The organism is [Pseudopropionibacterium] massiliense (assembly GCF_900607225.1).
Taxonomy (GTDB): Bacteria; Actinomycetota; Actinomycetes; order Propionibacteriales; family Propionibacteriaceae; genus Arachnia; species Arachnia massiliensis.
The window spans coordinates 1,319,052-1,346,044 of sequence record NZ_LR027842.1; the positions used below are offsets into that span (position 1 = coordinate 1,319,052).

25 protein-coding genes and 2 tRNA genes are annotated in these 26,993 nt (G+C 67.2%); 22 read left to right on the top strand and 5 right to left on the bottom strand.

The window, feature by feature from the left end; genetic code table 11:
- Positions 1-87 precede the first annotated feature (87 nt).
- From E0E39_RS05755 to E0E39_RS05785, 7 genes are all read left to right on the top strand, one after another.
- The gene (locus tag E0E39_RS05755; protein WP_130873877.1) at positions 88-1,824 is read left to right on the top strand and encodes an acetolactate synthase large subunit; all 1,737 of its coding nucleotides are present in this window, start codon (positions 88-90) and stop codon (positions 1,822-1,824) included.
- Positions 1,821-2,327: an acetolactate synthase small subunit gene (ilvN, locus tag E0E39_RS05760; RefSeq protein ID WP_130873878.1), complete on the top strand. Its 507-nt coding sequence runs from the start codon at positions 1,821-1,823 to the stop codon at positions 2,325-2,327. The genes E0E39_RS05755 and ilvN overlap by 4 nt, the downstream gene beginning before the upstream one ends.
- 27 nt (positions 2,328-2,354) lie before the next feature.
- The gene (gene ilvC, locus E0E39_RS05765) at positions 2,355-3,386 is read left to right on the top strand and encodes a ketol-acid reductoisomerase (protein WP_014846386.1); all 1,032 of its coding nucleotides are present in this window, start codon (positions 2,355-2,357) and stop codon (positions 3,384-3,386) included.
- Positions 3,387-3,430: 44 nt separating this feature from the next.
- Positions 3,431-4,759, top strand: a complete 1,329-nt coding sequence (locus tag E0E39_RS05770; protein ID WP_130873879.1) for an MFS transporter — start codon at positions 3,431-3,433, stop codon at positions 4,757-4,759.
- 66 nt (positions 4,760-4,825) lie between these two features.
- Positions 4,826-7,378: a DEAD/DEAH box helicase family protein gene (locus tag E0E39_RS05775; protein WP_165444655.1), complete on the top strand. Its 2,553-nt coding sequence runs from the start codon at positions 4,826-4,828 to the stop codon at positions 7,376-7,378.
- A gap of 187 nt (positions 7,379-7,565) precedes the next feature.
- Positions 7,566-8,069, top strand: a complete 504-nt coding sequence (locus tag E0E39_RS05780; protein ID WP_165444656.1) for an NfeD family protein — start codon at positions 7,566-7,568, stop codon at positions 8,067-8,069.
- Positions 8,070-8,089: 20 nt separating this feature from the next.
- Positions 8,090-9,619 (top strand): flotillin family protein, encoded by a 1,530-nt coding sequence (locus tag E0E39_RS05785; RefSeq protein ID WP_130873882.1) that lies wholly within the window; start codon positions 8,090-8,092, stop codon positions 9,617-9,619.
- Positions 9,620-9,728: 109 nt separating this feature from the next.
- Here the strand turns inward: E0E39_RS05785 and E0E39_RS05790 are convergent, their stop codons facing one another.
- Positions 9,729-10,784 carry a 3-isopropylmalate dehydrogenase gene (locus E0E39_RS05790; protein ID WP_130873883.1) on the bottom strand — a complete coding sequence of 352 codons (1,056 nt, stop codon included), beginning with the start codon at positions 10,782-10,784 and terminating at the stop codon, positions 9,729-9,731.
- Between the two features lie 112 nt (positions 10,785-10,896).
- Between E0E39_RS05790 and E0E39_RS05795 the strand changes: the two genes are divergently transcribed.
- The 5 genes from E0E39_RS05795 (at position 10,897) to E0E39_RS05815 (ending at position 13,822) form a co-directional block, all read left to right on the top strand.
- A complete protein-coding gene (locus E0E39_RS05795) occupies positions 10,897-11,700 on the top strand; it encodes a fumarylacetoacetate hydrolase family protein (RefSeq protein WP_130873884.1) in 804 nt (267 codons plus the stop codon).
- Complete coding sequence (locus tag E0E39_RS05800; RefSeq protein ID WP_130873885.1) at positions 11,697-12,581, top strand: CPBP family intramembrane glutamic endopeptidase; 885 nt, start codon at positions 11,697-11,699, stop codon at positions 12,579-12,581. The genes E0E39_RS05795 and E0E39_RS05800 overlap by 4 nt, the downstream gene beginning before the upstream one ends.
- Positions 12,582-12,646: 65 nt before the next feature.
- Positions 12,647-13,573, top strand: coding sequence for an asparaginase (locus E0E39_RS05805; protein WP_165444657.1), 927 nt, complete (start codon positions 12,647-12,649; stop codon positions 13,571-13,573).
- 64 nt (positions 13,574-13,637) lie between these two features.
- Positions 13,638-13,709, top strand: a tRNA-Gln gene (locus E0E39_RS05810).
- A 37-nt stretch (positions 13,710-13,746) separates the two neighbouring features.
- Positions 13,747-13,822 (top strand) — tRNA-Glu (locus E0E39_RS05815).
- 47 nt (positions 13,823-13,869) lie between these two features.
- On the opposite strand, the gene E0E39_RS05820 is transcribed toward E0E39_RS05815, so the two are convergent.
- Together E0E39_RS05820 and E0E39_RS05825 are read right to left on the bottom strand one after the other, a co-directional pair.
- Entirely contained in the window at positions 13,870-14,571 is a 702-nt protein-coding gene (locus E0E39_RS05820) for a response regulator (RefSeq protein WP_130873887.1), read from the bottom strand.
- Positions 14,568-15,782, bottom strand: coding sequence for a sensor histidine kinase (locus E0E39_RS05825; RefSeq protein WP_130873888.1), 1,215 nt, complete (start codon positions 15,780-15,782; stop codon positions 14,568-14,570). Before E0E39_RS05825 ends, E0E39_RS05820 begins: the two co-directional genes overlap by 4 nt.
- Positions 15,783-15,901: 119 nt before the next feature.
- Between E0E39_RS05825 and E0E39_RS05830 the strand changes: the two genes are divergently transcribed.
- Genes E0E39_RS05830 through E0E39_RS05840 form a run of 3 tightly spaced genes read left to right on the top strand, consistent with a single transcriptional unit; the run spans position 15,902 to position 18,332 of the window.
- The gene (locus E0E39_RS05830; RefSeq protein ID WP_130873889.1) at positions 15,902-16,816 is read left to right on the top strand and encodes an ABC transporter ATP-binding protein; all 915 of its coding nucleotides are present in this window, start codon (positions 15,902-15,904) and stop codon (positions 16,814-16,816) included.
- A 20-nt stretch (positions 16,817-16,836) separates the two neighbouring features.
- Positions 16,837-17,568 (top strand): ABC transporter permease, encoded by a 732-nt coding sequence (locus E0E39_RS05835; RefSeq protein WP_281275614.1) that lies wholly within the window; start codon positions 16,837-16,839, stop codon positions 17,566-17,568.
- Positions 17,569-17,573: 5 nt separating this feature from the next.
- Positions 17,574-18,332, top strand: coding sequence for an ABC transporter permease (locus E0E39_RS05840; protein ID WP_130873891.1), 759 nt, complete (start codon positions 17,574-17,576; stop codon positions 18,330-18,332).
- A 16-nt stretch (positions 18,333-18,348) separates the two neighbouring features.
- On the opposite strand, the gene E0E39_RS05845 is transcribed toward E0E39_RS05840, so the two are convergent.
- Positions 18,349-19,071 (bottom strand): IclR family transcriptional regulator, encoded by a 723-nt coding sequence (locus tag E0E39_RS05845; protein ID WP_130873892.1) that lies wholly within the window; start codon positions 19,069-19,071, stop codon positions 18,349-18,351.
- Positions 19,072-19,169: 98 nt separating this feature from the next.
- Here E0E39_RS05845 and leuC point away from each other — a divergent pair, with 98 nt between their 5' ends.
- Genes leuC through E0E39_RS05860 form a run of 3 tightly spaced genes read left to right on the top strand, consistent with a single transcriptional unit; the run spans position 19,170 to position 22,019 of the window.
- Positions 19,170-20,576: a 3-isopropylmalate dehydratase large subunit gene (gene leuC, locus E0E39_RS05850; RefSeq protein WP_130873893.1), complete on the top strand. Its 1,407-nt coding sequence runs from the start codon at positions 19,170-19,172 to the stop codon at positions 20,574-20,576.
- Positions 20,577-20,579: 3 nt separating this feature from the next.
- On the top strand, positions 20,580-21,194 hold the full coding sequence (gene leuD, locus E0E39_RS05855; protein ID WP_130873894.1) for a 3-isopropylmalate dehydratase small subunit: 615 nt from the start codon (positions 20,580-20,582) through the stop codon (positions 21,192-21,194).
- A 48-nt stretch (positions 21,195-21,242) separates the two neighbouring features.
- A complete protein-coding gene (locus E0E39_RS05860; protein WP_130873895.1) occupies positions 21,243-22,019 on the top strand; it encodes a lysophospholipid acyltransferase family protein in 777 nt (258 codons plus the stop codon).
- Positions 22,020-22,022: 3 nt separating this feature from the next.
- Here E0E39_RS05860 and E0E39_RS05865 read toward each other — a convergent pair whose 3' ends face one another.
- The gene (locus tag E0E39_RS05865; RefSeq protein ID WP_130873896.1) at positions 22,023-23,033 is read right to left on the bottom strand and encodes a Gfo/Idh/MocA family protein; all 1,011 of its coding nucleotides are present in this window, start codon (positions 23,031-23,033) and stop codon (positions 22,023-22,025) included.
- A gap of 298 nt (positions 23,034-23,331) precedes the next feature.
- Here E0E39_RS05865 and E0E39_RS05870 point away from each other — a divergent pair, with 298 nt between their 5' ends.
- Genes E0E39_RS05870 through E0E39_RS05885 form a run of 4 tightly spaced genes read left to right on the top strand, consistent with a single transcriptional unit; the run spans position 23,332 to position 26,991 of the window.
- Positions 23,332-24,351: a FecCD family ABC transporter permease gene (locus E0E39_RS05870; protein WP_245988216.1), complete on the top strand. Its 1,020-nt coding sequence runs from the start codon at positions 23,332-23,334 to the stop codon at positions 24,349-24,351.
- Positions 24,345-25,148 carry an ABC transporter ATP-binding protein gene (locus E0E39_RS05875; protein WP_130873897.1) on the top strand — a complete coding sequence of 268 codons (804 nt, stop codon included), beginning with the start codon at positions 24,345-24,347 and terminating at the stop codon, positions 25,146-25,148. The genes E0E39_RS05870 and E0E39_RS05875 overlap by 7 nt, the downstream gene beginning before the upstream one ends.
- Complete coding sequence (locus E0E39_RS05880; RefSeq protein WP_130873898.1) at positions 25,145-25,894, top strand: DUF364 domain-containing protein; 750 nt, start codon at positions 25,145-25,147, stop codon at positions 25,892-25,894. Before E0E39_RS05875 ends, E0E39_RS05880 begins: the two co-directional genes overlap by 4 nt.
- Positions 25,891-26,991 carry an ABC transporter substrate-binding protein gene (locus E0E39_RS05885; protein WP_130873899.1) on the top strand — a complete coding sequence of 367 codons (1,101 nt, stop codon included), beginning with the start codon at positions 25,891-25,893 and terminating at the stop codon, positions 26,989-26,991. Before E0E39_RS05880 ends, E0E39_RS05885 begins: the two co-directional genes overlap by 4 nt.
- Positions 26,992-26,993: the final 2 nt, after the last annotated feature.

Sequence of the window (26,993 nt, forward strand, 5' to 3'; positions counted from 1 at the left end):
ACATCGAGACGCCCCCTCGCGTGCCAGATGGCGCCGAGGGTTTTTTGTTGAACGAAGCAGTTCCGGGCTGAGACCGAAGGGAGAGCGATGTCCAGGACAGACGGCCAGTTGCTGACGGGCGCGCAGGCGCTCGTCGAGTCCCTCGAACGCGCTGGGGTCGAGGTGGCCTTCGGTATTCCCGGCGGGGCGATTCTCCCTGCCTACGACCCGCTGTTCGACTCGAGGATCCGTCACATCCTGGTGCGTCACGAGCAGGGCGGAGGGCATGCGGCCGAGGGGTACGCGATCGCGAGCGGCGGGGTCGGGGTCTGCATCGCCACGTCCGGACCCGGGGCGACGAACCTGGTGACCGCGATCGGCAACGCCTACATGGACTCCACCCCGCTCGTCGCGATCACCGGGCAGGTGAACGCGACAGCCATCGGCACCGACGCCTTCCAGGAGGCCGACATCCGCGGGATCGTGATGCCGATCACGAAACACAGCTTCCTCATCAAACGCACCGAGGACATCCCCTTGGCGGTCAAGGAGGCCTTCCACATCGCGGCGACCGGAAGACCCGGCCCCGTGCTCGTCGACATCGCGAAGGACGCGCTGGCAGCGAAGGCCCCGTTCCACTGGCCCGAGGAACTGGACCTGCCCGGTTACAAACCCACCGTCAAACCGCACGTTCGCCAGATCCGGGCGGCTGCGAAACTGATCTCGCAGTCGAGGAGACCCGTCCTCTACGTCGGCGGGGGCATCGTCAGGGCCGAGGCGTTCGAGGAGCTCGCCGCCCTTGTGGACAAGGCCCGGATACCCGTGGTCACCACCCTGATGGCCCGGGGTGTGCTCCCCGACTCCCATCCGCTGCACATGGGGATGCCCGGTATGCACGGGACCGTGGCTGCGGTGGGTGCGCTTCAGCGTGCAGATCTGATCATCGCAATCGGCACCCGTTTCGATGACCGGGTCACGGGCAGGCTGGATTCCTTCGCACCCAACGCCAAGGTGATCCACGCCGACATCGACCCGGCCGAGATCGGCAAGAACCGGGCGGTCGACGTGCCGATCGTGGGCGACTGCCGCCAGACCCTGACGCTGCTCGTCAAGGAGATTGACCGCGCCCCCGACACCGAGGAGTGGGTGCAGGTCCTCGGCAGGATGAAGGAACGCTACCGACCCCGCTGGGAGGAGGCGCCCGACGGGAAGCTCTCACCACAGGAGGTCATCCAGCGCATCGGACAACTCAGCCCCGCCGATGCAATCTACGTCACAGGGGTTGGGCAGCACCAGATGTGGGCCGCACACTTCCTGCCCCACGAGCGACCCATGAAGTGGCTCACCTCCGGCGGCGCCGGCACCATGGGATTCTGCGTCCCCGCGGCGATGGGCGCCAAGGTGGCCCAACCGGACAAAGTGGTGTGGGGCATCGACGGCGACGGCTGCTTCCAGATGACCAATCAGGAATTGGTCACGTGCGCCCTCAACCGGATCCCGATCAAGATCGCGATCATCAACAACCATGCACTGGGCATGGTCCGGCAGTGGCAGTCGCTGTTCTACGACTCCCGCTACTCCAACACCGACCTCCACACCGAACACCTCCCGAACTTTCCGATGCTGGCCGAGGCGATGGGATGCGTCGGCCTGCGCGCGACCAATGAGACCGAGATGGATGAATGCATCGCGAGGGCATTGGAGATCAACGACCGTCCCGTCGTGGTGGAGTTCGTCGTTCACAAGGACGCGATGGTGTGGCCCATGGTTGCCGCGGGGGTCAGCAACGATGAAATCCAGGTGGCCCGTAACATGGCCCCAGTGTGGGAAGAGGAAGAACTGTGAACACGCACACCCTCGGGGTTCTGGTCTCCAACAAACCGGGCGTCCTGGCCCGGATCGCCGCCCTCTTCTCCCGTCGGGGTTTCAACATCGACTCGCTCGCCGTCGGTCCCACCGAGCGTCCGGAGATCTCCCGGATGACGGTGGTGGCCTCCGTCGAGGACGAGGCCGTTCTGGAACAGATCGTCAAACAACTGAACAAGCTGATCGAGGTTCGCAAGGTGCTGGAGCTCGGGCCCAACACCGTGCGCCGTGAGATGGTGCTGGTCAAGGTCCGCGCAGATGTGCACTCGCGCAGCCAGATCATCGACGTGGTGAGTCTGTTCCGGGGGAAGGCCGTGGACGTCAGTCCCGAGTCCGTCACCATCGAGGCCACCGGCAGCCCCGAGAAGCTCGCCGCTCTGCTGGAGATGCTGTCCCCGCACGGTGTCCAGGAGCTGGTGCAGTCGGGTCAGGTGGCCCTGGGGCGGGGGGTCAGAACCCTCGCCGATCACAAGTCCAAGTAATTCACCAGAAGAAGTGAGGAAACAGAAATGGCTGAGATGTTCTACGACTCGGATGCCGACCTGTCCGTCATCCAGAACCGCAGCGTCGCCGTCATCGGTTATGGCTCCCAGGGACACGCCCATGCGTTGAGCCTGCGTGATTCCGGGGTCGATGTCCGGGTCGGGCTGCGGCCGGGGTCGAAGTCCGTCGCGAAGGCCGAGGCGGAGGGACTGCGCGTGGTCTCCGTGGCGGAGGCCGTCGAGGAGGCGGATCTCGTCATGGTCCTCGCCCCGGACCAAGTGCAGCGCAAGCTCTACGCCGAGGAGATCGCCCCCCACTTGGTGCCCGGCGACGCCCTGTTCTTCGCCCATGGTTTCAACATCCGGTTCGGCTACATCAAGGCCCCGGAAGGTGTCGACGTCTGCATGGTCGCACCCAAGGGTCCGGGGCACCTGGTGCGCCGCGAGTACTCCGAGGGCAGGGGGGTGCCCGCCATCATCGCCGTCGAAGTGGACGCCACCGGGAGCGCCTGGCCGCTGGCGCTTTCCTATGCCAAGGCCATCGGTGCGCTGCGCGCCGGCGGTATCAAAACGACGTTCACGGAGGAGACCGAAACCGACCTGTTCGGCGAACAGGCGGTTCTCTGCGGCGGCGTCTCCGCTCTCATCCAGTCGGGTTTCGAGACCTTGGTCGAGGCCGGTTACCAGCCCGAGGTGGCCTACTTCGAGTGCCTGCATGAGATGAAGCTGATCGTCGACCTGATGTACGAGGGGGGCATCGCCAAGCAGCGGTGGAGCATCTCCGACACCGCAGAGTTCGGTGACTACGTCTCCGGGCCGCGCATCATCGATGCGCATGTCAAGGAGAACATGAAGGCCGTGCTGGATGACATCCGTTCCGGGGCCTTCGCGAAGCGTTTCATCGAGGACCAGGACGCAGGGGCCCCCAAGTTCAAGGAACTGCGCGCCAAGGGTGAGGCCCACCCGATCGAGGCCACCGGCCGTGAGCTGCGCAAGCTCATGAGCTGGGTCAAGGATCACGGTACCGATGACTACGTGGAGGGTACGGCCGCTCGTTGACCCCAACACGGACAACGGGTGCCCCGAATCGGAGGAAAATTGAAATGCTGACCAGGACAGAACGCCTGGAACGACTACCCATGACGCGCGAACACGGCAGATTATTGGGCGCATCGGGGGTCGGGTGGGCCTTGGACGCGATGGACGTGGGCCTGATCTCCTTCGTCATCGTCGCTCTTGGGCAGCAGTGGGGGTTGGACGACGCCACCAAGTCGTGGGTCGTTTCGATTGGATTCGTCGGCATGGCCCTGGGTGCCACATTCGGGGGATTGCTGGCCGACAAGATCGGGCGTCGTTCCGTGTTCGCGCTCACGCTCCTGGTCTACGGGCTGGCGACCGGGGCCACGGCCGTCGTGTCCTCGGTGGCCGCCCTGCTGCTGTTGCGTTTCGTGGTGGGGCTGGGGCTTGGAGCTGAACTCCCTGTTGCCTCCACCTTGATCTCGGAATTCGCCCCCCGTCGGATCCGGGGCCGCGTGGTGATCTGGCTGGAGGCATTCTGGGCCGTGGGCTGGATCCTGTCGGCGATCATCGGGTATTTCGTGGTGGCCGGCTCTGAACAGGGATGGCGTTGGGCGCTGGCACTGGGTGCCGTGCCTGCCCTGTGGGCGCTGCTGATCCGGCTCGGCACCCCCGAATCCGTGCGATACCTGGAGACCGCAGGACGCTATGAGCAGGCCGAGGCGACGGTCGGGCGTTTCGAGAGGTCGGCGAAAACCTCCTACGACGGCCCTACGATCGACACCGCCGAGCAGGCCGCGAAACACCGGGGAGAGACGATCGAGACGACCGGGCTCACTCTGTTCTCCAAGCAGCTGAGGCGCCGCACCCTGGCGTTCTGGTTGGTGTGGTTCTGCATCAACCTGTCCTACTACGGGGCCTTCATCTGGATTCCATCGCTGCTGGTGAAGCAGGGTTTCACCCTGGTCAAGTCCTTCGAGTTCACCCTGATCATCACCTTGGCCCAACTTCCCGGATATGCCGTGGCGGCCTGGTTGATCGAGGTCATCGGCCGCCGCCTGACCCTGGCGCTGTTCCTCGCCGGATCGGCCCTTTCCGCGCTGGGTTTCGCGGTCGCGGGAATGGAGGGCATGATCATCGCAGCCGGATGTGCCCTGTCGTTTTTCAACCTGGGTGCGTGGGGTGCGCTGTACGCCATCGGCCCCGAACTGTATCCGACGTCGCTGCGTGGCACCGGTACCGGGGCGGCGGCCGGGGTGGGTAGGCTCGCGTCGATAATCGCGCCCCTGCTCGTTCCGGTGCTGATGGGCGGCGGAGGCATCGTGACCACCTTCGCGGTCTTCGCGGTTTCCTTCGCGCTGGCCGCGGGTGCCGCTTTCCTGCTTCCCGAGAAACGCGACGCCGGGATCGATTGACATGGGCCGGGCCGGGGAGCAGCGCATCGATGGGCGGGTAGAGAGCGTTCCGGAACCTTGATGCCCTTGAGGTTGCACCAGCGGGAGGCTCTCGACGCCTGGCGTCGGAGCATCTCGGCGGGGGTTTCCAGGGGTTGGATCGTCCTGCCACCGGGTGCCGGCAAGACCATGGTCGGTGTGCGGGCGATCCGCGAGTCGGGGCGCACCGGTGTGATTTTCAGTCCGAACATCGCCATTCGCGGCCAGTGGCAGGCCGCTGTGCCGGAGGTTCGCTGCCTGACCTATCAGGCGCTCGCCAATTTCGGGGACGACTCCGGTGGGAGCACGCAGCTGGCTCGTCTGCACCCGAACGGAAGAGCCTTGGTGGCCGAGCTTGCAGCCACTGAGAACCTGATGATCGTCCTGGACGAATGCCATCACTTGCTCCGGACGTGGGGCCGGCTGCTGGCCGAGGTGCTTGGGCTGTTGCCCGACGCCGTCGTACTGGGTCTCACGGCCACTCCGGCAACCGCCCTGACCGGAGCGGAGGCCACCCTGGAGAACGAACTCTTCGGCGAGATCACGTATTCCGCGAACATTCCCCAAGTGGTGGCGGCCGGTGACCTGGTCCCTTATCAGGAACTCGGCTGGCTGACGAGCCCCACCGCCGCTGAACGCGACTGGCTGGGAGAGCAACAGGTGCGGGTCCAGGAACTGCTCACCCATCTCAGTGCCCCGGACAGGGCGAGCGTTCCACTCTTCGAGGCGGTGGCGAAGCTGCAGACCAACGTCTCCTGGGAGGAACTCGCGGCCACGGATGAACGCCTGACCGATGCCCTGCTGCGCCTCGCCCACGCGGGTTACGCCGAACCACCCATTGGAGTTGCGTTCGGCGAGCGCCACCGACGCGATCCCGGGATCGAAGACTGGGTGGCGGTACTGAACCAGTGGCTCCTTCCGTTGGTCGACAGCCCCGACCCGCGGGACCACGCCCTGATCCTGGAGGTCCGGGAGGTTCTTCCCTCCATCGGTTACCGCTGGACCCGGCGAGGCATCAGCGCGGCCGCCTCCACCATGGACCGGGTACTGGCCCGCAGCGCATCCAAGGCCCTCGCCGCGGCCGAGATAGTGGCTCTGGAGGAGGAGAACCTCGGCGCTGACCTGCGCGCCCTGGTGGTGTGCGATTTCGAGCGGGCGGCCGCGCTGCCACACGGTCTGCGAGACGTGGTGACCGCGGATTCGGGATCGGCCTGGCAGACCCTGAAGGCCTTGGCCGAGAACCCGGTCGGGCAGCGCCTCGAACCGTTGCTCGTCACCGCTGGGGTCGTCGCGGGAACCCCGTCGAGCTCCCGGGCGCTGATGGACTTCGCCGCGGATCGGCTTCCCGGGCACTCCTTGGATACCGCGGAGGAGGAGGGGTTGGTGCGGGTTCTCGGCTGGAATGTCCGCCAGTGGGTGCCGGTGGTTACCGATTTCTTCCAGATGGGTGGCACCAGGCTCCTGATAGGCACCCGTGGGCTGCTGGGGGAGGGATGGGACGCCCCGGGCGTCAACTGCCTGGTGGACCTGACCAGCGCAACCACGCCCGGTGCCGTGGTTCAGCTTCGCGGGCGCAGCCTACGACGCGATCCGGAGAATCCGGCTAAGGTCGCGATCAACTGGTCGGTGGCCTGCGTCGCCGACGGGGTGATGGGGGACGCGGATTGGCGTCGTCTCGTGCGCAAGCACCGTGGTTATCTCGCCCCGGACGAGCAGGGCGATCTGGTGGACGGGGTGGCGCACCTGGCCGATGAGTTCAGCGAGTTCCGGACTCCGGAATCGGACGGGATCGAGGCCGCCAACGTTCTTGCGGCCCGGCGTTCCCGGGAACGCGACCGGGTTACGGAGCAATGGAACGACCCGCGGATCAGGACCGGCCGGGAGGTGTCGGTGGTGCGGGTGAGTTCCAGGGCGAAGGAACCGTTGACCGGAAGCGGCTTCGGGGAGGCGGCGCCCCGGAGGCTGGGGCCCGTGCTGTGGCCCTGGGCGCTGGGCGCAGCCCTGGTGCTGGCGGTGCTGGGGCTGTCCTGGTGGGCGGCCGCCGCACTGGTGTTGACGGGAGTGGATCTGCTGATCCGGGGGATCCGGGCGGGTCGCAGGCTCACCGGGCTGGCGGCGAACGTCGGTGTCGGCAGGGTGGCCAGGGCGGTTGCCGATGCCCTCCAGGCGCGCGGGCTGGTCAGTGCGGGAGCCGGGGCGGTCGCGGTGGAGATCAGAGGACAGGAACTGCGCTGCCGGCTGTCCGGGGTGCCCGCGGAGGAATCGGCCGGGTTTGCGGAGGCGCTGGACGAAGCGTTGCAACCCGTTTCCCGACCCCGATACTTGATCTCCCGCCTCACCGCCGACCCGCCCCGGCTCCGGGACGTGTTGAGACTCGGCCTGATCGGGCGGGAAACCGTTCTGGAAACCTGGCATCCGGTCCCGAGCGTGCTCGCCTCCAACAGGGACCGGGCCGACGCCTATCTGCTCGCCTGGCGGCGATGGGTGGGGGAGGGGGAGGTCCGGTACGCCCGCAGCCCCGAGGGTGAGGGCATCACGCGAGCGGTACGCGGCATCGATCCGTGGCAGCTCACCTCGGCGATTCGCCTGCACTGGGAGTGAAAGACCACCATTGGATTGAATGGGGCCGAATGAATCGGAGTGCTGAACATCCGGGGCACGCCCAGGCCGTCAGGTCCGCGTCATCCGTTGCTTCTCAATCGCTTTGCCGTGAGACCGGACACACTCTGCCCTGCACCCCCGTCTTGATAGAATTGGAGTTGTAGTACACGACAGGAGGGCACCCAAGGTGAGCGTCTTCCTGATTCTCGGAATCGTGGGAATCCTGGTCCTGCTGGTGTCCCTGATCCTGGGGGACCTGCTGGATTCGGCCCTGCACTTCGACGGCCTGGACTCCGAGGTCTTCTCAACCTCGGTCATCGCCGCCTTCACCGGGGCCTTCGGGTTCGGAGGGGTTGCTGTCCACGAATTCACCGACAGCCTCTGGCTGGCCTCGGTGGTCGGTCTCGTCACCGGCAGCCTCGCGGGGTGGGGGGCGGTGGCCCTCACCCGCTGGCTGAAGCGTTCCGAGAGCGGACAGGCGCCCCGTAACGATCATCTGCTCGGGGCGGAAGGCCGCGTCATCACGGACATCCCGATGGGAGGGCTCGGCGAGATCCGGGTCGGCACCCACAAATACGCTGCTCGGGCGCAGCTGTCGATTCCGGCCGGAACCTCGGTGTGGATTTCCGGTGTGTTGTCGCCGACCGCTGTCGAAGTGCGTCCGGCCACTGATGAATTTCTCCAGTCCTGAACAGAAAGGTTCACACATCCATGAATAATTTCTCCTCCCTGATCACCGGAGTGGGAGGCATAGTTCTACTGGTCGCCCTGGTGATCTGGCTGATCGCCAGCAGGTACCGGGTGGCTCGTCCGAACGAGGCCTACATCATCACGGGCCAGAAGGGCAAGGCGGTCACCAACCCCGAGACCGGTCTGGTTTCCACCGACCTGTCCGGTCAGAAGGTCATCATGGGCGGCGGTGTCTTCGTGATTCCCCTGATCCAGCGTCTGCACGTGCTCGACCTGTCCAGTCGCCGCATCATGGTGCAGATCCGCAACGCAGTCTCCGGGCAGGGCATCAAACTGAACCTCGACGGCGTCGCGATCGTCAAGGTGGGGGGCAACGAGGATTCCATCCGGGCCGCCGCGCAGCGCTTCCTGATGCAGCAGGAGGAGATCGAGACGTTCACCCAGGAAACCCTCGCGGGTGCGCTCCGGTCCATTGTCGGTGGTCTTTCCGTGGAGCAGATCATCCGCGACCGCGCCGCCTTCGCCCAGCGGGTGGCAGACGAGTCCGAGGCCTCCCTGACCGGTCAGGGCCTGGTGCTCGACACCTTCCAGATCCAGGACATCACCGACGACGGCACCTACCTCTCCGACCTGGGACGCCCTGAATCCGCCAAGGTTGGCCAGATCGCCGCGATCGCCGAGGCCAACGCCCGTCGCGAGGCGGAACAGGCGAGGCTGGCCGCCGAGCAGGAGATCGCGATCTCGGAGCGCGAGCTGGTGCTCAAGGAGGCCGAGATCAAGGCCGAGACGGACGCCGCCCGCGCCCAGGCCGCGGCCGCCGGGCCACTGGCCCAGGCCGACCGTGACCAGGCCATCCTCACCGAGCAGGAGAAGGTCGCCGTGCGTCAGGCCGCCCTGAAGGACCGTCAGCTCGACACCGAGGTCCGCAAACCCGCGGACGCGAAACGGTACGAGACCGAGACCGCGGCCCAGGGACGGCGCAACTCCGAGATCTTCGAGGCCGAGGCCCGCAAGGCGGCTGCCATCGCCAATGCCGAGGCCCAGGCCGAGACCGCACGCCTCACCGGTGAGGGTGAGAAACAGCGCCGTGCCGCACTCGCCGAGGCCGAGGCCATCGAGGGCGCGCGTCGCGGTGAGGCGGAGAAGGCGCGCCGCATTGCCGAGGCCGACGCCATCCGCGCCGAGGGCGAGGCCAAGGCCGCTTCGGCCCTCGCGGTCGGTACCGCTGAGGCGGAGGCCATGAACAAACGAGCCGCCGCCTTCGCGAACTACAACGAGGCCGCGGTGCTGCAGATGCTCATCGAGGTGCTGCCGCAGGTGGCCGAGAAGGTCGCCGCCCCCATGGGCAGCATCGACAAACTCACCGTCGTCTCCACGGAAGGGGCGGCCGCGTTGCCCCGCCAGGTCAACGACAACGTGCTGCAGACCGTCGAGATGATCAAGAACACCACGGGCATCGACCTGCTCGACGTCCTGAAGAACCATACGAGTGGTTCGGCGCTCGCAGCCGTCCGCTCCAAGTTGGAGGCCGGTCAGGGGGAGGAGTCCTGAAGGGTCACACGAGCGGCAAGGCACTCAAGGGCGAAACCGCCGAGTGAGAGCCCCGGGAACGCGGGGGTCGGAACCGATCGGGTCCGACCCCCGCGTTCCCGTTACCGGATCAGCCGGCCACGGCAGCGGCGATCCGATCCCCGACCTCGGCGGTCCGGACGGGACCGGGGCGGCGTTCCGCAATGTCGGTGGCAACCGCGTCGTCAACGCGGCGGGCGGCCTCGGGATGCCCCAGGTGCGCCAGCAACAGGGCCACGGAGCTGATGGCCGCGGTCGGATCGGCGATTCCCCGGCCGGCGATGTCCGGGGCCGAACCGTGAACGGGTTCGAACATCGACGGGTACTCGCCCGATGGATTGATGTTCGCGGAGGCCGCCAGGCCGATTCCCCCCGTGACTGCCGCAGCCAGGTCCGTGACGATGTCGCCGAACAGATTGTCGGTGACGATCACGTCGAACCGGCCCGGGTCGACCACCATGGCGATCATGGCGGCGTCGATGTGCAGGTAGTCGCGCTCGACATCGGGGAACTCCTCACCCACCCGGTCGAAGAGCCGGCGCCACAGGCCCCCGGCGTTGACCAGGACGTTGTGTTTGTGCAGCAGGGTGATCCTGCCTCGACGTGCCCGGGCGCGCGCGAACGCGTCACGAATCACCCGTTCCACCCCGAACGCGGTGTTGACGGAGACCTCGGTGGCGATCTCCTGGGGGGTGCCGGTCCGCACCGCGCCACCATTGCCGCAGTAGAGTCCCTCGGTTCCCTCACGCACCACCACGAAATCGATGTCGCCCCGGGCCACGACCTCGGGGGACAGGGGAGTGGAAACCCCCGGATAGAGCCGTGACGGACGCAGGTTCACTGCGTGATCGAAGGCGAATCGCAGCCTCAGCAGCAGTCCCCGCTCCAGCAGACCACTCGGGATCCTGTCCGAACCGGGGGCCGCCCCGACCGCCCCGAGCAGGATGGCGTCCGTGGCCCTCAGATCCTCCAGCGTGGATTCGGGCAGAACCTCGCCGGTGCGCAGCCAACGCTCTGCCCCGAGATCGAAACGCACCTCCTCGAAGGCGTTCCCGTCCACGGCGGCCCGCAACACCTTGAGCGCCTCGGCAGTCACCTCCGGGCCGATGCCGTCGCCACCAATCACTGCCAGGGTCTGTCGTGTCATGCGGGAAGACTAGGCGCGCCATCGGCGGCGGCAACGCGGTTCCCACTCCCCGAGATGGGCGCGACCGCCGCGGCCCGCGCCCCGACCCTGATTCCGTCGCTAGGCTTGCTGCATGCGCATCGCCCGTTTCGCCGCGGCCGGCAAGGATCCCGCCTACGGCATCATCGAGTTGGAGGTCGACGGCGGGGAGCACCCGGAAACCGTCGCTGCAATAACGGGGGACCCGCTGGCCGGGGCGCCCGTCAATTACACGGGTGCCAGGCACGACCTCGCGGATGTCCGGCTGCTGGCCCCCGTCATTCCCCGCAGCAAGATCGTCGCGATCGGGCGCAACTACGCCGATCACGCCGTCGAACAGGGAGCACCGGTCCCGGGGGAACCGATGCTGTTCCTCAAACCGAACACCTGTGTGATCGGACCCAACGAACCCATCGTGCGCCCCGAGGGATGCAGGGATCTGCATCATGAGGGCGAGCTGGCCATCGTCATAGGGCGGATCTGCAAACAGGTTCCGGAGCGGCGGGTGGCCGAGGTGGTGTTCGGTTACACCATCGCCAACGACGTGACCGCGCGCGACTGGCAGAGGGAGGACGACCAGTGGTTCCGCGCCAAGGGATGCGACACCTTCTGCCCCCTCGGTCCCTGGATCAACACGCACCTCACCCCGGCGGAGGCGGGTCATCTCGCGATCGAGACCCGGGTGGGTGAGGAGGTGCGGCAGCGGGGAAACACATCCCAGCTGGTCCGTGGCATCCCGGAGCTGGTGACCTACATCTCCTCGTTCTCGACCCTGCTTCCCGGGGACGTCATCCTCACCGGGACCCCGGCCGGGGTGGGACCGATGGCCGACGGGGACGTGGTCTCGGTGGAGATCGATGGACTCGGGGTGCTCAGCAATCCCGTGACCGCGGCGTGATCACCCGCCCGCCCGGATCGGGGCTCAGCCAGCCGGTCGCCCTGCGGGGCGAGGATCCCCTGAAACTGGTGACGGGGGTGTCAGGGGCCCTGCTCGCTTTCCTGGTGGTGGTCAGGCTGGTGGTTGAACTCGTCCTGAGGATCGGCTGGCTGTTCAGAGGCCGGCCGGACTTCGGGGACTACTACTCCAGGGCAGTGGCGTATGAGCTTCCCGATGGGATCCTGGCGAGCCACCTCGGGATAGCGAGCCTGTTGCCGGTCGTGTTGCTGATTCATCGCTACTGGCACGACAGGAAGGCCGACTGGGCGATTTCCGTCCAGCCCGGGGGGCGCTGGCGATACCTGCTGATCTGTCTCGCGGTGGCAGTCGTGGTTTTGAACGTCTTCAGGTGGCTTTTCCCCGGCGAGGACGTGGTCTGGCAGGCAACGCAGCCGGACTGGGTTACCTACCTCGCGCTGATTCTCCTCACATCGCCTCTCCAGGCCGCCGCGGAGGAGTTCTTCTTCCGCGGCTACCTGCAGCAGGTCATCGGTTCCCTGGTGGGTAGGGCATGGGTCGGGATCGTGTGCTCGGCCCTGGTTTTCGCCTATTTCCACGGAAACCAGAACGTCGCGCTCTTCGCGCACCGGCTGGGTTTCGGCCTGATTGCGGGGACCCTGGTGTGGGCAACGGGTGGCCTGGAGGCCGCGATCGCCGTTCACGTGGCCAACAACGTCCTCGCCTACGGATACGCGCTGTTCACGGGCGGCATTGCAGCGCTCAAGGCGACCTCGGAGATCTCCTGGGAAGCCGCATGCTCGAACCTCGCGAGCTTCGCGGTCTTCGGTGTCGCCGCCTGGTGGATCGGACGCAGGATGCGCGTCGCGACCCTGACCCCCTGACCCCTTCGGCTGCGCCCGGTCCGCCGCCGGGACAACAGCGGCTGGCTGCGCCTTACACTTCCCTCATGATGGATGTGCTTCTGGGGATCGTGGACCGGGGCTGGGTGGCCGAGAGCCACCACCGGGGCCGGATCAGTGTGGTTCGCGAGGACGGGCAGGTTCTGCTGTCCCTCGGGGACATGACCATGCCGACCCTGCCCAGGTCGGCCCTCAAACCGTTCCAGGCCATCGCGATGCTGCGCAGCGGCCTGGATCTCGAGAACCAGCTGCTCGCGCTGGCCGCGGCGTCGCACCTCGGACAGTCCATCCACACGGAAGGGGCGCTGCGCATCCTCGAGATGACCGGGCTGAGCACGTCGGACTTCCAGCACACCGCCGACCTCCCCGGCGACGAGGCGTCGCTCGCGGCCTGGCTGGCCGCCGGCAGGAGAAAGGAGCCGCTGGCCCACAACTGCTCAGGGAAACACGCGGCCATGCTGCGCACCTGCCGGCTCGCGGGTTGGCCCGTCGAGGGCTATCGCGACCCGTCGCATCCCCTGCAACAGGCCATCAGGGCCGTCATCGAGGAGTACTGCGGTGTGCTCGGCGATCCGGTGGTGGACGGTTGCACGGCACCCGCCTTCGCCACCACCCTGCCCGGGCTGGCGCGTGGTTTCGCACGCTGGTCCCTGGAGCAGGAGGGCCCCGGCAGGCTGGTGGCGGACGCCTTCCGTCGCTACCCCGAGTACACCTCCGGCACATCCCATCCCGTGGTCAGGCTCGTGGAGCAGGTGCCGGGGGCCGTGGCGAAGGTCGGCGCCGAGGGAATCCTCGCCGTCGGCCTGCCCGATGGGACCGGGATCGCGGTGAAGATCTCCGACGGCATGGGCCGCGGGCGTTTCGAGGTCGTCGACGCCATCCTCAACCGCCTCGGACACCCGGTTACCAGCTCCCCGGGTGAGGTCCGCATCAGCCCCGAGCTGGAGGAGAACCTCGCCTCCCTGAACGGATGAATCACCGAGTTGCGCGCCCGTGACGGGCCGTGTACTGTTTCTCTCCGTGCTCGGGAGAGCGCACAGGGGTATGGGGTAATTGGCAGCCCGACTGATTCTGGTTCAGTTAGTCTTGGTTCGAGTCCAGGTACCCCTGCGGAGCGGGCCTTTCAGGAGGTCCCATCCCATCACCTGGCCCCGTTGTGTAGCGGCCTAGCACGCCGCCCTCTCAAGGCGGTAGCGCGGGTTCGAATCCCGTCGGGGCTACCAGGACGGAGGCCTTGGCCGGACACTGGTCCGGCCAAGGCCTCCGTCGTTCACGGGGCTCCCCGCAGGATCTCCTCAAGGGTCGTCACACCGGTTCGAAGAGCGAACAGCACCAACTGCACCCGGTCCCTCGACCCCGTCTTCGACAACAACCGGCCCACATGGGTCTTGACCGTGGGCATCGACAGCCAGAGCCGGTCGCAGATCTCCTGGTTCGTCAAACCGGCCGCGACCAACGCCAGGACCTCCCTCTCCCTGGGGGTCGTCTGCTCCAGGCCGAGACGATCGGAGGGAAGAAGCCGGGCGGGTGTGGGCGAACCGCCATGGGCAGGTCCCCGCCGCAGGGAGTGCAGGAGCCTACGGGTGGGGCCCGGGGAGATCACCGAATCGCCGCTGGCAACTGTTCGAATGGCATCCAACAAACGGTCCGGCGGCGTGTTCTTCAGCAGGAAACCGGACGCGCCGGTCTCGATGGCGTGTATCACGTGGTCATCCGTGTCGAAGGTGGTCAACACCATCACCCGTCCCGGGAGCCCGCGCGCGATCAACTCCGCGGTGGCCTCCAGACCGTCCAGGACCGGCATCTGTATGTCCATCAGGATCACATCGGCCGGGTTCCGCCGCTGCCGTTCGAGGGCCGGGGGCCCGCTGTCCGCCTGCCAGATGCCCTCGAGGTCTTCCTGCGACTCGATGATCATGGCGAGTCCCGCCGTGAACAACGGCTCGTCGTCCACCAGTGCGACGGTCGTCACGGTTGCCGCGGCTCCCGCGGAACCGTGAGCGAGACGCGCCAGCCGTCATCGCACGGTCCTGCATCGAGGGTCGCCCCCTGAGCTGTTGCCCGTTTCCGCAACCCGGACAGACCGGTTCCGGTGCGGGACACCTCACCCGGGACGGTTCCCCGGGACACTGACCCGTTTTCCACGTCCAGGACGATACCGCTCCCGGCCATGGTGCACGACAGCCGGACGGGGACGAATCCGGCATGCCCCGCCACATTTGCCAGCGCCTCCTCGACCGTGTCCAGGATGAGCGCGGCCCGGGACGGTGGCATGGCCTGCTGCGAGAGATCCAGCGTGACCCGGACCGGGAGCCCGGAGCTCTCGGCCAGCATCACGATTTCCGGGAAAAGACCCGGAGCGGTTCCCCGCGGGATCCGTCCCGGTTCGGGAACCGGGGCCGTGGGTGCGTCTTCGTCGTTCTGGAGCACATCCACCAGGGCACGCGTCTCGTCGACCCCCCGGCGGCTGGTGGCCGCCATGGCGCGCAGCGCCTCCCGGGAACGTTCCGGGGAGCGTTCCAACATCAGAAGAGCTCCCTCGGCCTGGACGGCGATGATCGCGAGGGTGTGCCCGAGGACGTCGTGGAGCTCGCGTGCGAACCGTGCCCGTTCCTCCGCGGCGGCAAGGCGGTGCAGGGCGTCCTGCTGCGCTTCCAGGAGTGCCACCCGCTCCAGGGCCCTCTCGGTCCGTGAACGAGCGGCACGCCTGTTCGCACCGGCCAGTGCCACCACCGCCACGGCGAGCAGAACCGTGCCCACCAGGACCACATGTTCCCGCGGATCCCGTCTCGGACTCGCGGCAACCGAGGCCAGGCCGGCGGCCATCCCGGATCCGGCCGTGAAGAACCCGAGGAACACCCACCGCAACGGTCCGTTCAGGTGCGCCTGAACGGTCCACACGGCAAGGAGGGTGGAGCTCATGGCCAGCAACGACATGGAGTTGAACACCAGGGCATGGACGGCCATGGCCCCGCCGATGACCGACACCGAGAACACGGGATACCGCTGGCGCCAGGCCAGGGCGACTCCACACGCAACCAGGAGCAGCGGGTGGACCACTTCCGAGTGCGGCAGATCGGAGGCCCCCGGCGCCACCGCGCCCAGCCAGAGCACGAGGGCAGCGACGACGGCATCCACCGGTTTCGGCAGAAACGCACGGACACGCGGGGAGGCGATGGGCATGGGGAAAACCTACGGGCGCTCCGAACCGGTTTCATCATCCCCGGGTATGAGGCGTCAACCGTGCCGGAACCATCCTCCGGCATGACGTTTCCCGGTTCCCGGATCCCGAGACTGACGTCATGGAGTTACGAGACACCGACCTGGCCGTGAGGACCGGGGGCTTGACGAAGAGTTTCGGGAAACGCACTGTCGTCGACGGTCTGGATCTGGCCATTCCCCGAGGGGTCATCTACGGTTTCCTGGGGCCCAACGGATCCGGGAAATCGACCACCATGAAGATGCTCCTGGGGCTGCTCCACCCGACTTCGGGACAGATCTCCCTGCTCGGGGAGGATCCGCGGGGCGAGGCCCGGGCGCAACTCATGCCCCGGATCGGATCGATGATCGAACATCCGCCCGGATACGGTCATCTCACGGGGGCCGAGAACATGATGCTCCTGGCCCGGCTGCTGAACCTGGAGACCTCCCGGATCGACAGGGCACTCGAACTGGTGCGCCTGACCGACCACCGGGATCGGCTGCAACGAACCTATTCGCTGGGGATGAAGCAGCGCCTCGGAATAGCGATGGCCCTGGTGCGGGAGCCGGAGCTCCTGATCCTCGACGAACCCACCAATGGGCTGGATCCCGCCGGCATCGAGGAGATCAGGGAACTGATGATCCACCTGGCCTCCGGAGGGGTGACGGTCATGATCTCCAGTCACCTTCTCGACGAGATCGACAGGATGGCGGACGTGCTCGGTGTCCTCTCGCGGGGACGGCTGGTTTTCCAGGGAAGCAGGGAGGAACTGTTCGAACGGTCCATTCCGGACCTGCTCGTGGTGACACCGCAGGCCGATGCCGCCGCCAACCTGATCAGGGGCTGCCGCCGGGAGAGGAACGGGATCAGGGCGCAGGGCTACGGTCAGGAGGACGCCGCCCGGTTGATCGTGCGACTGGTGCAGGCGGGGATCCCCATTCACGAGGTCCGTCGCCTCCAGCAGTCGCTGGAGGAGGTCTTCATGGACCTGACCGGTGGGGCGGAGGCCTTGTGATGGGCGAGATCCGTTTGGAGATGACGAAGATGCGGAGACTTCACGTGATGCCCCTGACGCTGGCCCTGTTGGCCGCCGCGATCCCGATCGTCGCTCTTTCCCTGTTCGCTCCCCGGGCCGTTTCCCGGCTCAACGATCCCCACGCGCTGCCCTGGGGCCAACCACTTCTCAACCTCGCATTCGCGAATGCGCTCATCCATCCCATTCTCGTGGCGGTGCTGGCATCCCGGCAGACCGACATCGAACACTCCTCCGGAGGATGGCTTCTGAACGCCACCACGGGCAGAACCCCCGGGATGCTGTGCCGAATGAAGTTCTTCGCCCTCATGGCGGTGGTGACCCCGGCGACCCTCGTCCAGACCGGGGCCGTCGTGGAGTTGGGGTGGGTGGCCGGCGTCCGGGTGCCCCTCGACGTCCCGATGTGGTCCTGGTACGTGATCTCGCTGGTTCTGATTGACGCGGTCCTCCTTGCCTTCCACATCTGGCTCTCCGCGTTTCGTGAGAACCAGCTCGTCAGTGTCGGTATCGGACTGGTCGGCGGTTTCATCGCGCTCTACATGTTTCTCATGCCAGCCGTTGCCCGCCTCGTTCCGTGGGGCTACTACGCCATGATCACCCCGGTCACGATGGCCGCCGGATCGGACGGGCTCATTCCCGTCCTGCCGCCGTGGCCATGGCTGGCCGGTCTGGTCGTGATCGGGGCGGCGGCTTTTGTCCGGGGCACGAAACGACTCGACCGGATTGAGAGGTGAGGATGATGTTCGCTGCGGAGAGAATGAAGCTGCGCCGTTCCATGGTGTGGTGGGTCGTGGTGCTCCTGCCGTCGCTGGCGGTTGCCTCGGGCGGCGCCAACTACTGGCTCCAGACGACCAACGGGGCCCTGGAGACGGGCTGGGATGTCCTGACCGGGCAGATCACCCTGTTCTACGCGATGATGTTCTTCTCCACCGGCGTTGCGCTCCTGGGAGCCGCGGTGTGGCGTCCGGAGCATCGGGGCAGCTCATGGAACCGCATTCTGACCACGGGACGATCGCCCGTTTCGCTGGTGTTGATGAAGTCCGTCATGATTCTGCTACTGGTGGTTCTCGTCCAAGTGATGTTCGTCGGGCTCAGCTGGGGATCCGGGCTGCTGCTGGGACTCCGGGGCGCGCCGCCGTCATCCTTCCTCGCTGCTGCGGCGCTCTGTGTTCCCGTGTGCGCACCGCTGGTTCTGCTGCAATCGTTGATGTCGATGCTGATGAGATCCTTCGCCGCCCCCGTGGCAATATGTCTGGCCGGATGCATGATCGGCTTCGCCACCGCCGCCTCGGGAGCCGGGACGGGACCGCTGGACCTCCTGATCCCCCAGGCCGTCATCACCCGGACCGTGCTCCTGGGGTCCGCCGCCGTCGCCTCAGGCGGCGGACAGGGCCTGGATGAGGTGTTTCCACTGGTCTGCTCGGCGGCGGGTTTGATCGTCGTCATGGTCGTCGTGACGGTTCTGGTGGTGCGGCGACGGCCGGTGGTCTCGCAGTAGGTGCTCTTCCACCGAATTACTCGGTGCCGTTGCGGCGCAGCACCTCACTCAGACGTTCGGCAGCGGCCATCACGGCCGGGGCGTGAAGTCGTCCCGGCTGCCGGGTCAGGCGTTCGATGGGGCCGGAGACGCTGACGGCAGCGATGATCTTCCCGGAGGGGGAGAGCACCGGGGCCGAGACCGAGGCCACCCCGGGTTCGCGTTCGGCAACCGACTGAGCCCAACCGCGGCGGCGCACCTGCTGCAGCGACAACACCGTGAACGTGGCCTCCTTGAGCAGGCGTGGCAGATTCTCGGGTTCCTCCCAGGCCAACAGCACCTGTGCCGCCGATCCCGCGGTCATGGACAGCTGCGCCCCCAGGGGAACGGTGTCCCGCAGACCCGAGGGACGTTCCACGGCTGCGGAGCAGATCCGGAAGTCGCCCTGCCTGCGGAACAACTGGGCCGATTCGCCCGTGATGTCGCGCAGTCGGGTGAGGATGGGTCCCGCGGTGGTCAGCAGGGGATCCTCCGCAGCAGAACTCGCCAGCTCTGCGAGCCGTGGCCCCAGAACGAAACGTCCCTGGAGGTCTCGGGTGACGAGACGATGGTGTTCCAGGGCCACGGCCAACCGGTGTGCAGTCGGCCGCGCCAAGCCGGTGGCACCCACCAGGCCGGCGAGTGTCAGAGGGCTGTTTTCCAAGGCGGTCAGCACGGCCGCCGCCTTGTCGAGAACTCCTACTCCGCTTCCTTCGTCCATATTCCGAGACTATCGTTTCGAATGCTGGACATGCAAGATAGAGTGTCGCCAACTCGCGGGCCCTGTCCTGCAATCAATCGTAATAAGGAAGCGTGAAAATGGGGAAGACCCTCGCGGAGAAGGTGTGGGATGCGCATGTCGTGCGCGCTGTCGATGGTGAACCCGACCTCCTCTACATCGATCTGCACCTGGTGCACGAGGTCACGAGCCCGCAGGCATTCGAGGGCCTGCGAATGAACGGCCGGAGGGTGCGCCGTCCGGATCTCACCCTGGCAACCGAGGACCACAACACCCCGACGCTCAACATCCTCGCACCCATCGCGGATCCCGTTTCCCGGACCCAGGTGGAAACCCTGCGCAGGAACGCGGACGAGTTCGGCATCCGCATCCATTCCCTGGGCGATCGCGACCAGGGCGTCGTCCACATCATCGGTCCGCAGCTCGGGGTGACCCAGCCGGGCATGACCATCGTCTGCGGCGATTCCCACACCTCCACCCACGGCGCCTTCGGGGCGCTGGCCTTCGGGATCGGTACGTCGGAGGTGGAGCACGTGCTCGCCACCCAGACGCTGCCGCAGAAGAAGCCGAGGATGATGGCCGTCAACATCAACGGCGACCTGCCGCCCGGGGTCACCGCCAAGGACGTCGTCCTGGCGCTGATCGCCAAGGTCGGCACGGGTGGTGGCCAGGGCTACATCGTCGAATACCGGGGAAGCACCATCGAACAGTTGTCGATGGAAGGGCGCATGACGATCTGCAACATGTCCATCGAATGGGGCGCCAAGGCCGGCATGATTGCCCCGGACGAGACCACCCTCGCCTATCTGAAGGGACGCCCGCACGCTCCCGAGGGGGCCGACTGGGACGCCGCGGTCGAGTACTGGAGGACCCTGCGCTCCGACGACGACGCCCATTTCGACGCGCAGGTGGACATCGACGCGACCCGACTCACCCCCTTCGTCACATGGGGCACCAACCCCGGACACGGCGTGCCTCTCGGAGGTGTGGTGCCCGCTCCCGAGGACTTCGCATCCGAGGTGGAACAGGCCACCGTCCGCCGGGCCCTCGAGTACATGGACCTGACCCCGGGCACCCCGATGCGGGAGATCGCGGTGGACACGGTGTTCCTCGGCTCCTGTACCAACGGCAGGATCGAGGACCTGAGACTGGCGGCCTCCGTGCTCCAGGGACGCAGGATCGCCGACGGCGTACGGATGCTCGTCGTTCCTGGCTCGGCCCGGGTCCGGCTCCAGGCGGAGACCGAGGGACTGGACAAGGTCTTCCTCGCATCCGGGGCCGAGTGGCGGGCGGCGGGATGCTCGATGTGCCTCGGCATGAACCCCGACCAGCTCTCCCCCGGGGAGAGGTCGGCCTCCACGTCCAACCGCAACTTCGAGGGGCGCCAGGGCAAGGGAGGACGCACCCACCTCGTCAGCCCCGCCGTCGCCGCCGCGACCGCCGTCACCGGGCATCTCGCCGCCCCCGCCGACCTGATCGGAGCCTGAGACATGGAAGCCTTCTCCACCCACACCGGGATCGCCGTGCCGCTGCGGCGCAGCAACGTCGACACCGACCAGATCATTCCCGCCGTCTACCTCAAGCGCATCACCCGGACCGGTTTCGAGGACGGGCTGTTCGCAGGCTGGCGCAGCGACCCCGATTTCGTGCTGAACCGCGAACCCTTCACGCACGGGACCATCCTGGTTCCCGGACCCGACTTCGGGACCGGTTCGTCACGGGAACACGCCGTCTGGGCTCTGCAGAACTACGGCTTCAAGGTGATCGTGGGAACCCGGTTCGGGGACATCTTCCGTTCCAACTCGGGCAAGGCAGGACTGCTCGTCGCCCTCATTACGGAGGAGGAGCGGGACCGGCTCTGGGCCGCCATCGAGGCGGCCCCCGAAGAACCGATGACGGTGGACCTGTCGGCGCAGACCATGACCCGCGGGGATCTCGTGATCGGGTTCGAGGTCGACGAGTACACCAAGCACCGCCTGCTGAACGGTCTGGACGACATCTCCATGACCCTGCAGCACGACGACGAGATCGAGGCGTACGAGGCGACCCGTCCCGGATTCAAACCGAGGACCCTGCCCGTGCGGACCGCGGACACCGTTTCCTGAGGACCGCCGCTCGGTCAGGCGGCGAATCCGCCGGTATTCTCCTGCTCCGTGGAAGTCGAAAAATGCCCCTGGCAACGTTCTCTGCGTGAGGCGAACCATGAACCGGCGCCCCGCGCCTATCGTTTCCTGGCGCGGCTGGTCCATTTGGTCTTGGGCGGTCTGGTCAGGCGAACCTGGCGGGGACAGGGCAACCTCCCGTCCGGCGGGGTGCTGGTGGTCTCCAATCACCTGTCGAACTTCGACGTCCCCACGACCGGCGAGTTCCTCATCTGGTCCGGGCGCTGGCCCCGCTACCTGGGCAAGTCGGAGATCTGGAAGGTGCCGGTCGTCGGCTGGTTCGCGCGCGAGTGCCGCCAGATCCCCGTCGTACGTCACTCCGAACGGGCCAAGGACTCGCTCGTGCACGCCCGCGAGGCCCTGGAAGCGGGGGAGTGCGTCGCGATCTTCCCTGAGGGCACCATCACGGCCGATCCCGATGGCTGGCCCATGACCGGGCGCCCGGGCGCCGCCCGCCTGGCGCTCATGACCGGGGTGCCGGTGATCCCGGTCTGCCAGGTAGGAACCGATGCCCTCCTGGGCCGGAAGAAACTCGAGTTCCACCGGCTGTTCTCCCTGCGCAGGCGCCCCGTGAAGGTGCAGGCGGGGCCACCCGTCGACCTCAGCGCATTCCCCGTGGGGGAGGAGCCCGCGCGGGAGGACGTGGAACGGGCCGGCGTCGCGATCATGGACGCGATCACCGCGGTGGTCGCCGAGCTTCGGGGCGAACCTGCCCCCGAGGGGCGCTGGGACATGCGGGTCGGGGCCCGCGTGCCCCAGCGGGGCTGAGCCTCACGCGGGATCGTTCATCAGGGCACGGGCCCGCTCCATCAGTTCCACGGTGGCGATGGTGGCGTCCAGCGGACGCAGCGGGGATTCGGTGAGCCCCGCCTCGATGCAGCGAGCCACCTCCACGGCCTCGTGGAAGAGGCCCTCGTGGTGGATGCGCGGCTCCTCCCAGGACAACACCCGGCCATCCCGGAACCTCACCTCGACGGGGCCCGGGCGGTAGAACGGGCCGTCGAGCACCAGGGTCGCCTCGCTGCCCCCGATGACGGCAACACTCGGGGTGTCGGTCAGCATCGAGGCGAGCACGCTCGCTTGGCGTCCCTCGCCGTCCTCCAGCAGGGCCATGAACTGCCCGACGGCGCCCGTTGCGTGTCGGGGACCGGCGGCTGAGACCACCTCGACCCCGGGCAGGACCCAGTCGGCGAACATCAGTGGATAGATCCCGAGGTCGTTCATGGCCCCGCCGCCCTGGACCGGGTCCATGGCGCGGCGGTGATCCACCAGGTACTCACCCATGTCGACGGTGACGGCCTCGATCCGACCCAGCAGATCCGCCGCGAGCACCTGCCGGACCACGTCGAAGCGGGGCAGGGCCAGCGACCACACCGCCTCCATGCAGAACAGGCCCTTGTCGCGGGCCAGCTCGACCAGTTCCCGCGTGGCCGCGACGGTGGGGGTCATGGGTTTCTCGACGAGCACGTTCCGCCCGGCTTCCAGGGCGAGCCGGGCGTGGGATGCGTGGTCCAGGTGGCCCGTTGCGACGTAGACGACGTCCACGTCCTGGGCCACGAGGTCCTCGTAGGAGCCACAGGCCATCTCGATGCCGTGTCCTTCGGCGAACTCGCGTGCCCGTTCCGGGGAGCGGGAGCCGACGGCGACAATGCGCTGGGAGGTGTTCCGGGTCACCGTGGTGACGAACTGATCGGCGATCCATCCGGTTCCGATCACGCCCCAGCGAAGGGCGGGCACGGAGGCCGGGTCGGTGGTGCGGGGCTGGGGCAGGGAGTCAATCATCTGCGGTCCGTTCCGGGCAGCAATGCCCACATTGTCAGGACAAATTCTCCGGTTGATTCTATCCCGCGATACGCATCGGCTCACCGGTGACCCCGGGAGGTCACGTCAACAGGGCCGGCCGGTCAACGGACCAGGCCGCGTCGCCCTCCGGAAACGCACGCCTCCGGAATGATCCCCGCCGCCGACCGGGGCATCCCTGACGCACCGTATCGACGGACGATCTCCAAGAAACCGCAAAAGCGGATCACAAACCTGACCTACGTCCGCCAAAGCGGATCAAATCGTTAGAATCTCCCTGATGTCAAAGGAGATGCCCAAGCGGCGAGTGGCGATGCTGCTGCTGTTACTGGTGGTGGCCAACCTGGCCGCCATGGTCGGTGTGTTCACGCTGGGACGTTTCCACACGGATCCCGCGACCCTGCTCGACTACCTGGGCTCCCGGCTGCTCGGCACCGAATGGACCGGGAACCCGGAGGTCGCGCACGTGATCTGGAACATCCGGTTCCCACGCATGATGGCTGCCCTGCTCGTGGGCGGTGCGCTCAGCGTCGCGGGGGCCGCCTACCAGAGCCTGTTCCGGAACCCGCTCGTCTCCCCCGACGTGCTGGGTGCATCGAGCGGGGCAGGGTTCGGGGCCGCGCTCGCGATCGTGCTGGGACTGGGGTCGGCCGGGCTCCAGGGGGTTGCCTTCATCTTCGGGCTGCTGGCCGTCCTCGGGGCGTGGAGCGTGTCCCGGATGACCCGCAGGGACCAGATGCTGGCCCTGGTTCTCGGGGGCATCATCGTCAGCGCCCTGTTCTCCGCGGGGGTGTCGATCCTGAAATACCTGGCGGACCCGGACAGGGAACTGCCCGCCATCACCTTCTGGCTCATGGGAGGACTGAACGGGGTGCGTCATGTGGACCTGCCCGCCCTGGTCGCTCCCATCCTCACGTGCGCCGTCGTGCTGTGGCTGCTCCGCTGGCAGCTCGATGCCGTGACCTTCGGGGAGGAAACCGCGAAATCCCTCGGGACGAACGTGACCTGGCTCAGGGCCGGGGTGATCGTGTGCGCCACCGTCCTGACCGCCGTCTCCGTCTCCATCTCGGGAGTGATCGGCTGGGTCGGGCTCATCGTGCCGCATGTGACCCGGATGCTCTTCGGACCCCAGCACCGACTCCTGATCCCGGTTTCCTTCCTGCTGGGGTCCCTGTTCCTGATCGGGGTGGACACGATCAGCCGAACCCTGCTCGAGGCGGAGATCCCGCTGGGGATCCTGACCGCCCTGCTCGGTGCGCCGTTCCTGGCGTGGCTGTTGATGGGAAACAGGTCATGGTGAGCGCGCTGACGGTTCGCGGTCTCACCCACCGCTATCCCGGACGCGGAACCCCGGCCCTGGATGATCTCGGGTTCGAGCTCCCGGAGAACCGGCTGGCCTTCGTGCTCGGCCCGAACGGGTCGGGGAAGTCGACCCTGTTCCGGATCCTGTTGAGGCTGCTGCGCGCCGACTCGGGCGAGGTCGAGGTCGGCGGGCGTCGTCTGGAGAGCTACGGTCCGGCGGCCCTGGCCGGGGTGATCAGCTACATCCCGCAGTCCAGCGAGGTGCCCTTCAATTTCTCCGGACGGCACACCGTGGTGCTGGGCCGGGTGGCCAGGCGGGGTTTGCGGGCCAGCCCCCGGGAGGCCGACTGGAAGGCGGCCACTGAAGCCCTCGAAGCGGTCGGGATGGCGGGGTTCGAGGAACGCGGGATCCAGGAACTCAGCGGCGGCGAGAGGCAGCTGGTGTTGATTGCTCGTGCCCTCTGCCAGGGCGGGCGATTGCTCGTGTTGGACGAGCCCACCTCCGCCCTCGACGCCGGAAACCAGATCCGGGTGTTGAGGCGGCTCCGCCGGCTTGTGGACAGCCAGGGCCTGACGGTGCTGCTCAGCTCCCACCAGCCCAACCACGCCTTCGAGTTCGCCGACGACGTCCTGCTCCTCAAGCAGGGGCGCGGCCCCGGGCTGAAACCCATCGCCGACCTGACCGGGGAGGACCTCAGCCACCTCTACGACCTTCCCATGAGGGTGGTTGACCTGACGGAAATGCCCGGGCTACGCCTCTGTGTGACCCGGCCCGAGACCAGAGGAGACCAATGAACAATCCGTGGCAGCTCTACGACGACCTCATCGACCTGATCCCGCCCGGGGTGAAGGTGCGTGAGGCCCATATCGGCAACTGGGCCTGCGTCACATCCGACACCGGAACCGGGGTGGCGATGATCTACCGCGGCGGCCCCCGGGCCGGTTTCGCCGAACGCGACATCGTCGGACGCGACCTCCGGGATGCCGCGTCCGCCGTGAAGTCCTGGGACCTGGAACTGGCCGCTCTCGGGGTGGCCGCCATCAACTCCTTCCTGACCACGAAGGAACGGCTCGGCGCCCACCCCTTTGCGGGCGAGGACGAGAGATCCACCTTCGAACGTCACGCGGAAACCCGCCCGGACCTCAGGATCGCCACCATCGGTCATTTCGGTGACATCGAGAAATACGCCGAGGGCCGTGACCTCATCGTCCTGGAGCGGTCGCCCTCGGGAAGCGATCTCCCGGATCCCGCGGCCGAGTACCTGCTGGCCGACCGCGAACTCGTCTTCATCACGGGCTCCGCCCTCACCAACAAAACCCTGCCCCGGCTGCTCGAGCTGTGCAGCGGGGCCAAGGTGATCCTCGTCGGTCCGAGCGCGCCCTTCGCACCCGAGGTGCTGCCCGCCTGCGTCGCTGAGATCGGGGGATCGTTGGTGATCGATCCCGATCACGTCCGACGGGCCATCGGCCTCGGAGGCGGGATGGCGGAGGCCCGCCAAGGACTCCGCATGTTCAACCACATCATCAGGAGGAACCCATGAAAACGCAGTGGAAACCGTTGTTCGCGGGGCTGGTCGCCCTGGCCACGCTCCTGACGGGCTGCTCGTCGGCCCCCGCGCAGACGACCGGGTCCCAGACTCCCGCGGTCTCCGCATCAGGAGGCCCGCTCAGTTTCAAGGACATGGGCGGGCGTGACACCGAGCTGGCGGCCCCGGCGAAACTGGCCTTCGGGGCGGGCCCTCCCGCCACCGTCATGATCTACACCTTCGGGGCGGACAAACTCGCCGGCTGGAACACCAAGGTGACCGAGCAGGTTTCCCGGTACGTGACCCCGGAGGCCGCGGCGCTGCCGGTTCTCGGCAGGGCGAACGGCAAAGACGGCACGTTCAACGCCGAAACCCTGCTGGGTCACGGGGTCAACGTCATCCTCGACGCGGGCGAGGTCTCCACCGAGTACGCGAAGATCGACGACGATCTCGAGCAGCAGAGCGGGATCCAGGTGGTCCAGTTGTCGACGGAGCTCCAGAAACTGCCGGAGTCCTACCGGATGATGGGTCGCATCTTCGGCGATGATGCGCGAGGCGAGCAGCTGGCTGGTTACATCGAGAGGATCAACGCTGAACTCGCGCGGGGATCGGCGGAAATCACCGACGAGCAGCGCGTCTCCGTCTACTACGCAACGGGCGATGCAGGCCTGAGCACCGCGGGGGGCAAGAACATCCACGCCCAGGTGATCGACGCCATCGGCGCCAGGAACGTCTACGGAACGGCCGATAAGGCCTCGGGCCGGGTCGACGTGAACGCCGAGCAGCTGCTCACCTGGGATCCCGACTGGATCATCGCCATGCCCGGGAAGGGCGGGACGGACCTGGCATCGAGTGACGCCTTCAAGCTCCTGCGGGCGGTTTCCCAGGGCAACGTGTTGATCTCCCCGCAGGCCCCTTGGGCCTGGATGGACGGCCCGCCCTCGGTGAACCAGGTGATCGGCGCGGTCTGGGCGGCGGAGGCCATCTACCCGGACGTCTACAACTTCGACCTGCCGAAGGAGGTGAAGGAGTTCTACTCGCTCTTCTACCACCACGAGCTGACCGATTCCGAGCTGAACGAGATCCTCGCCGGAGCCGGCCGCAGGAACTGATC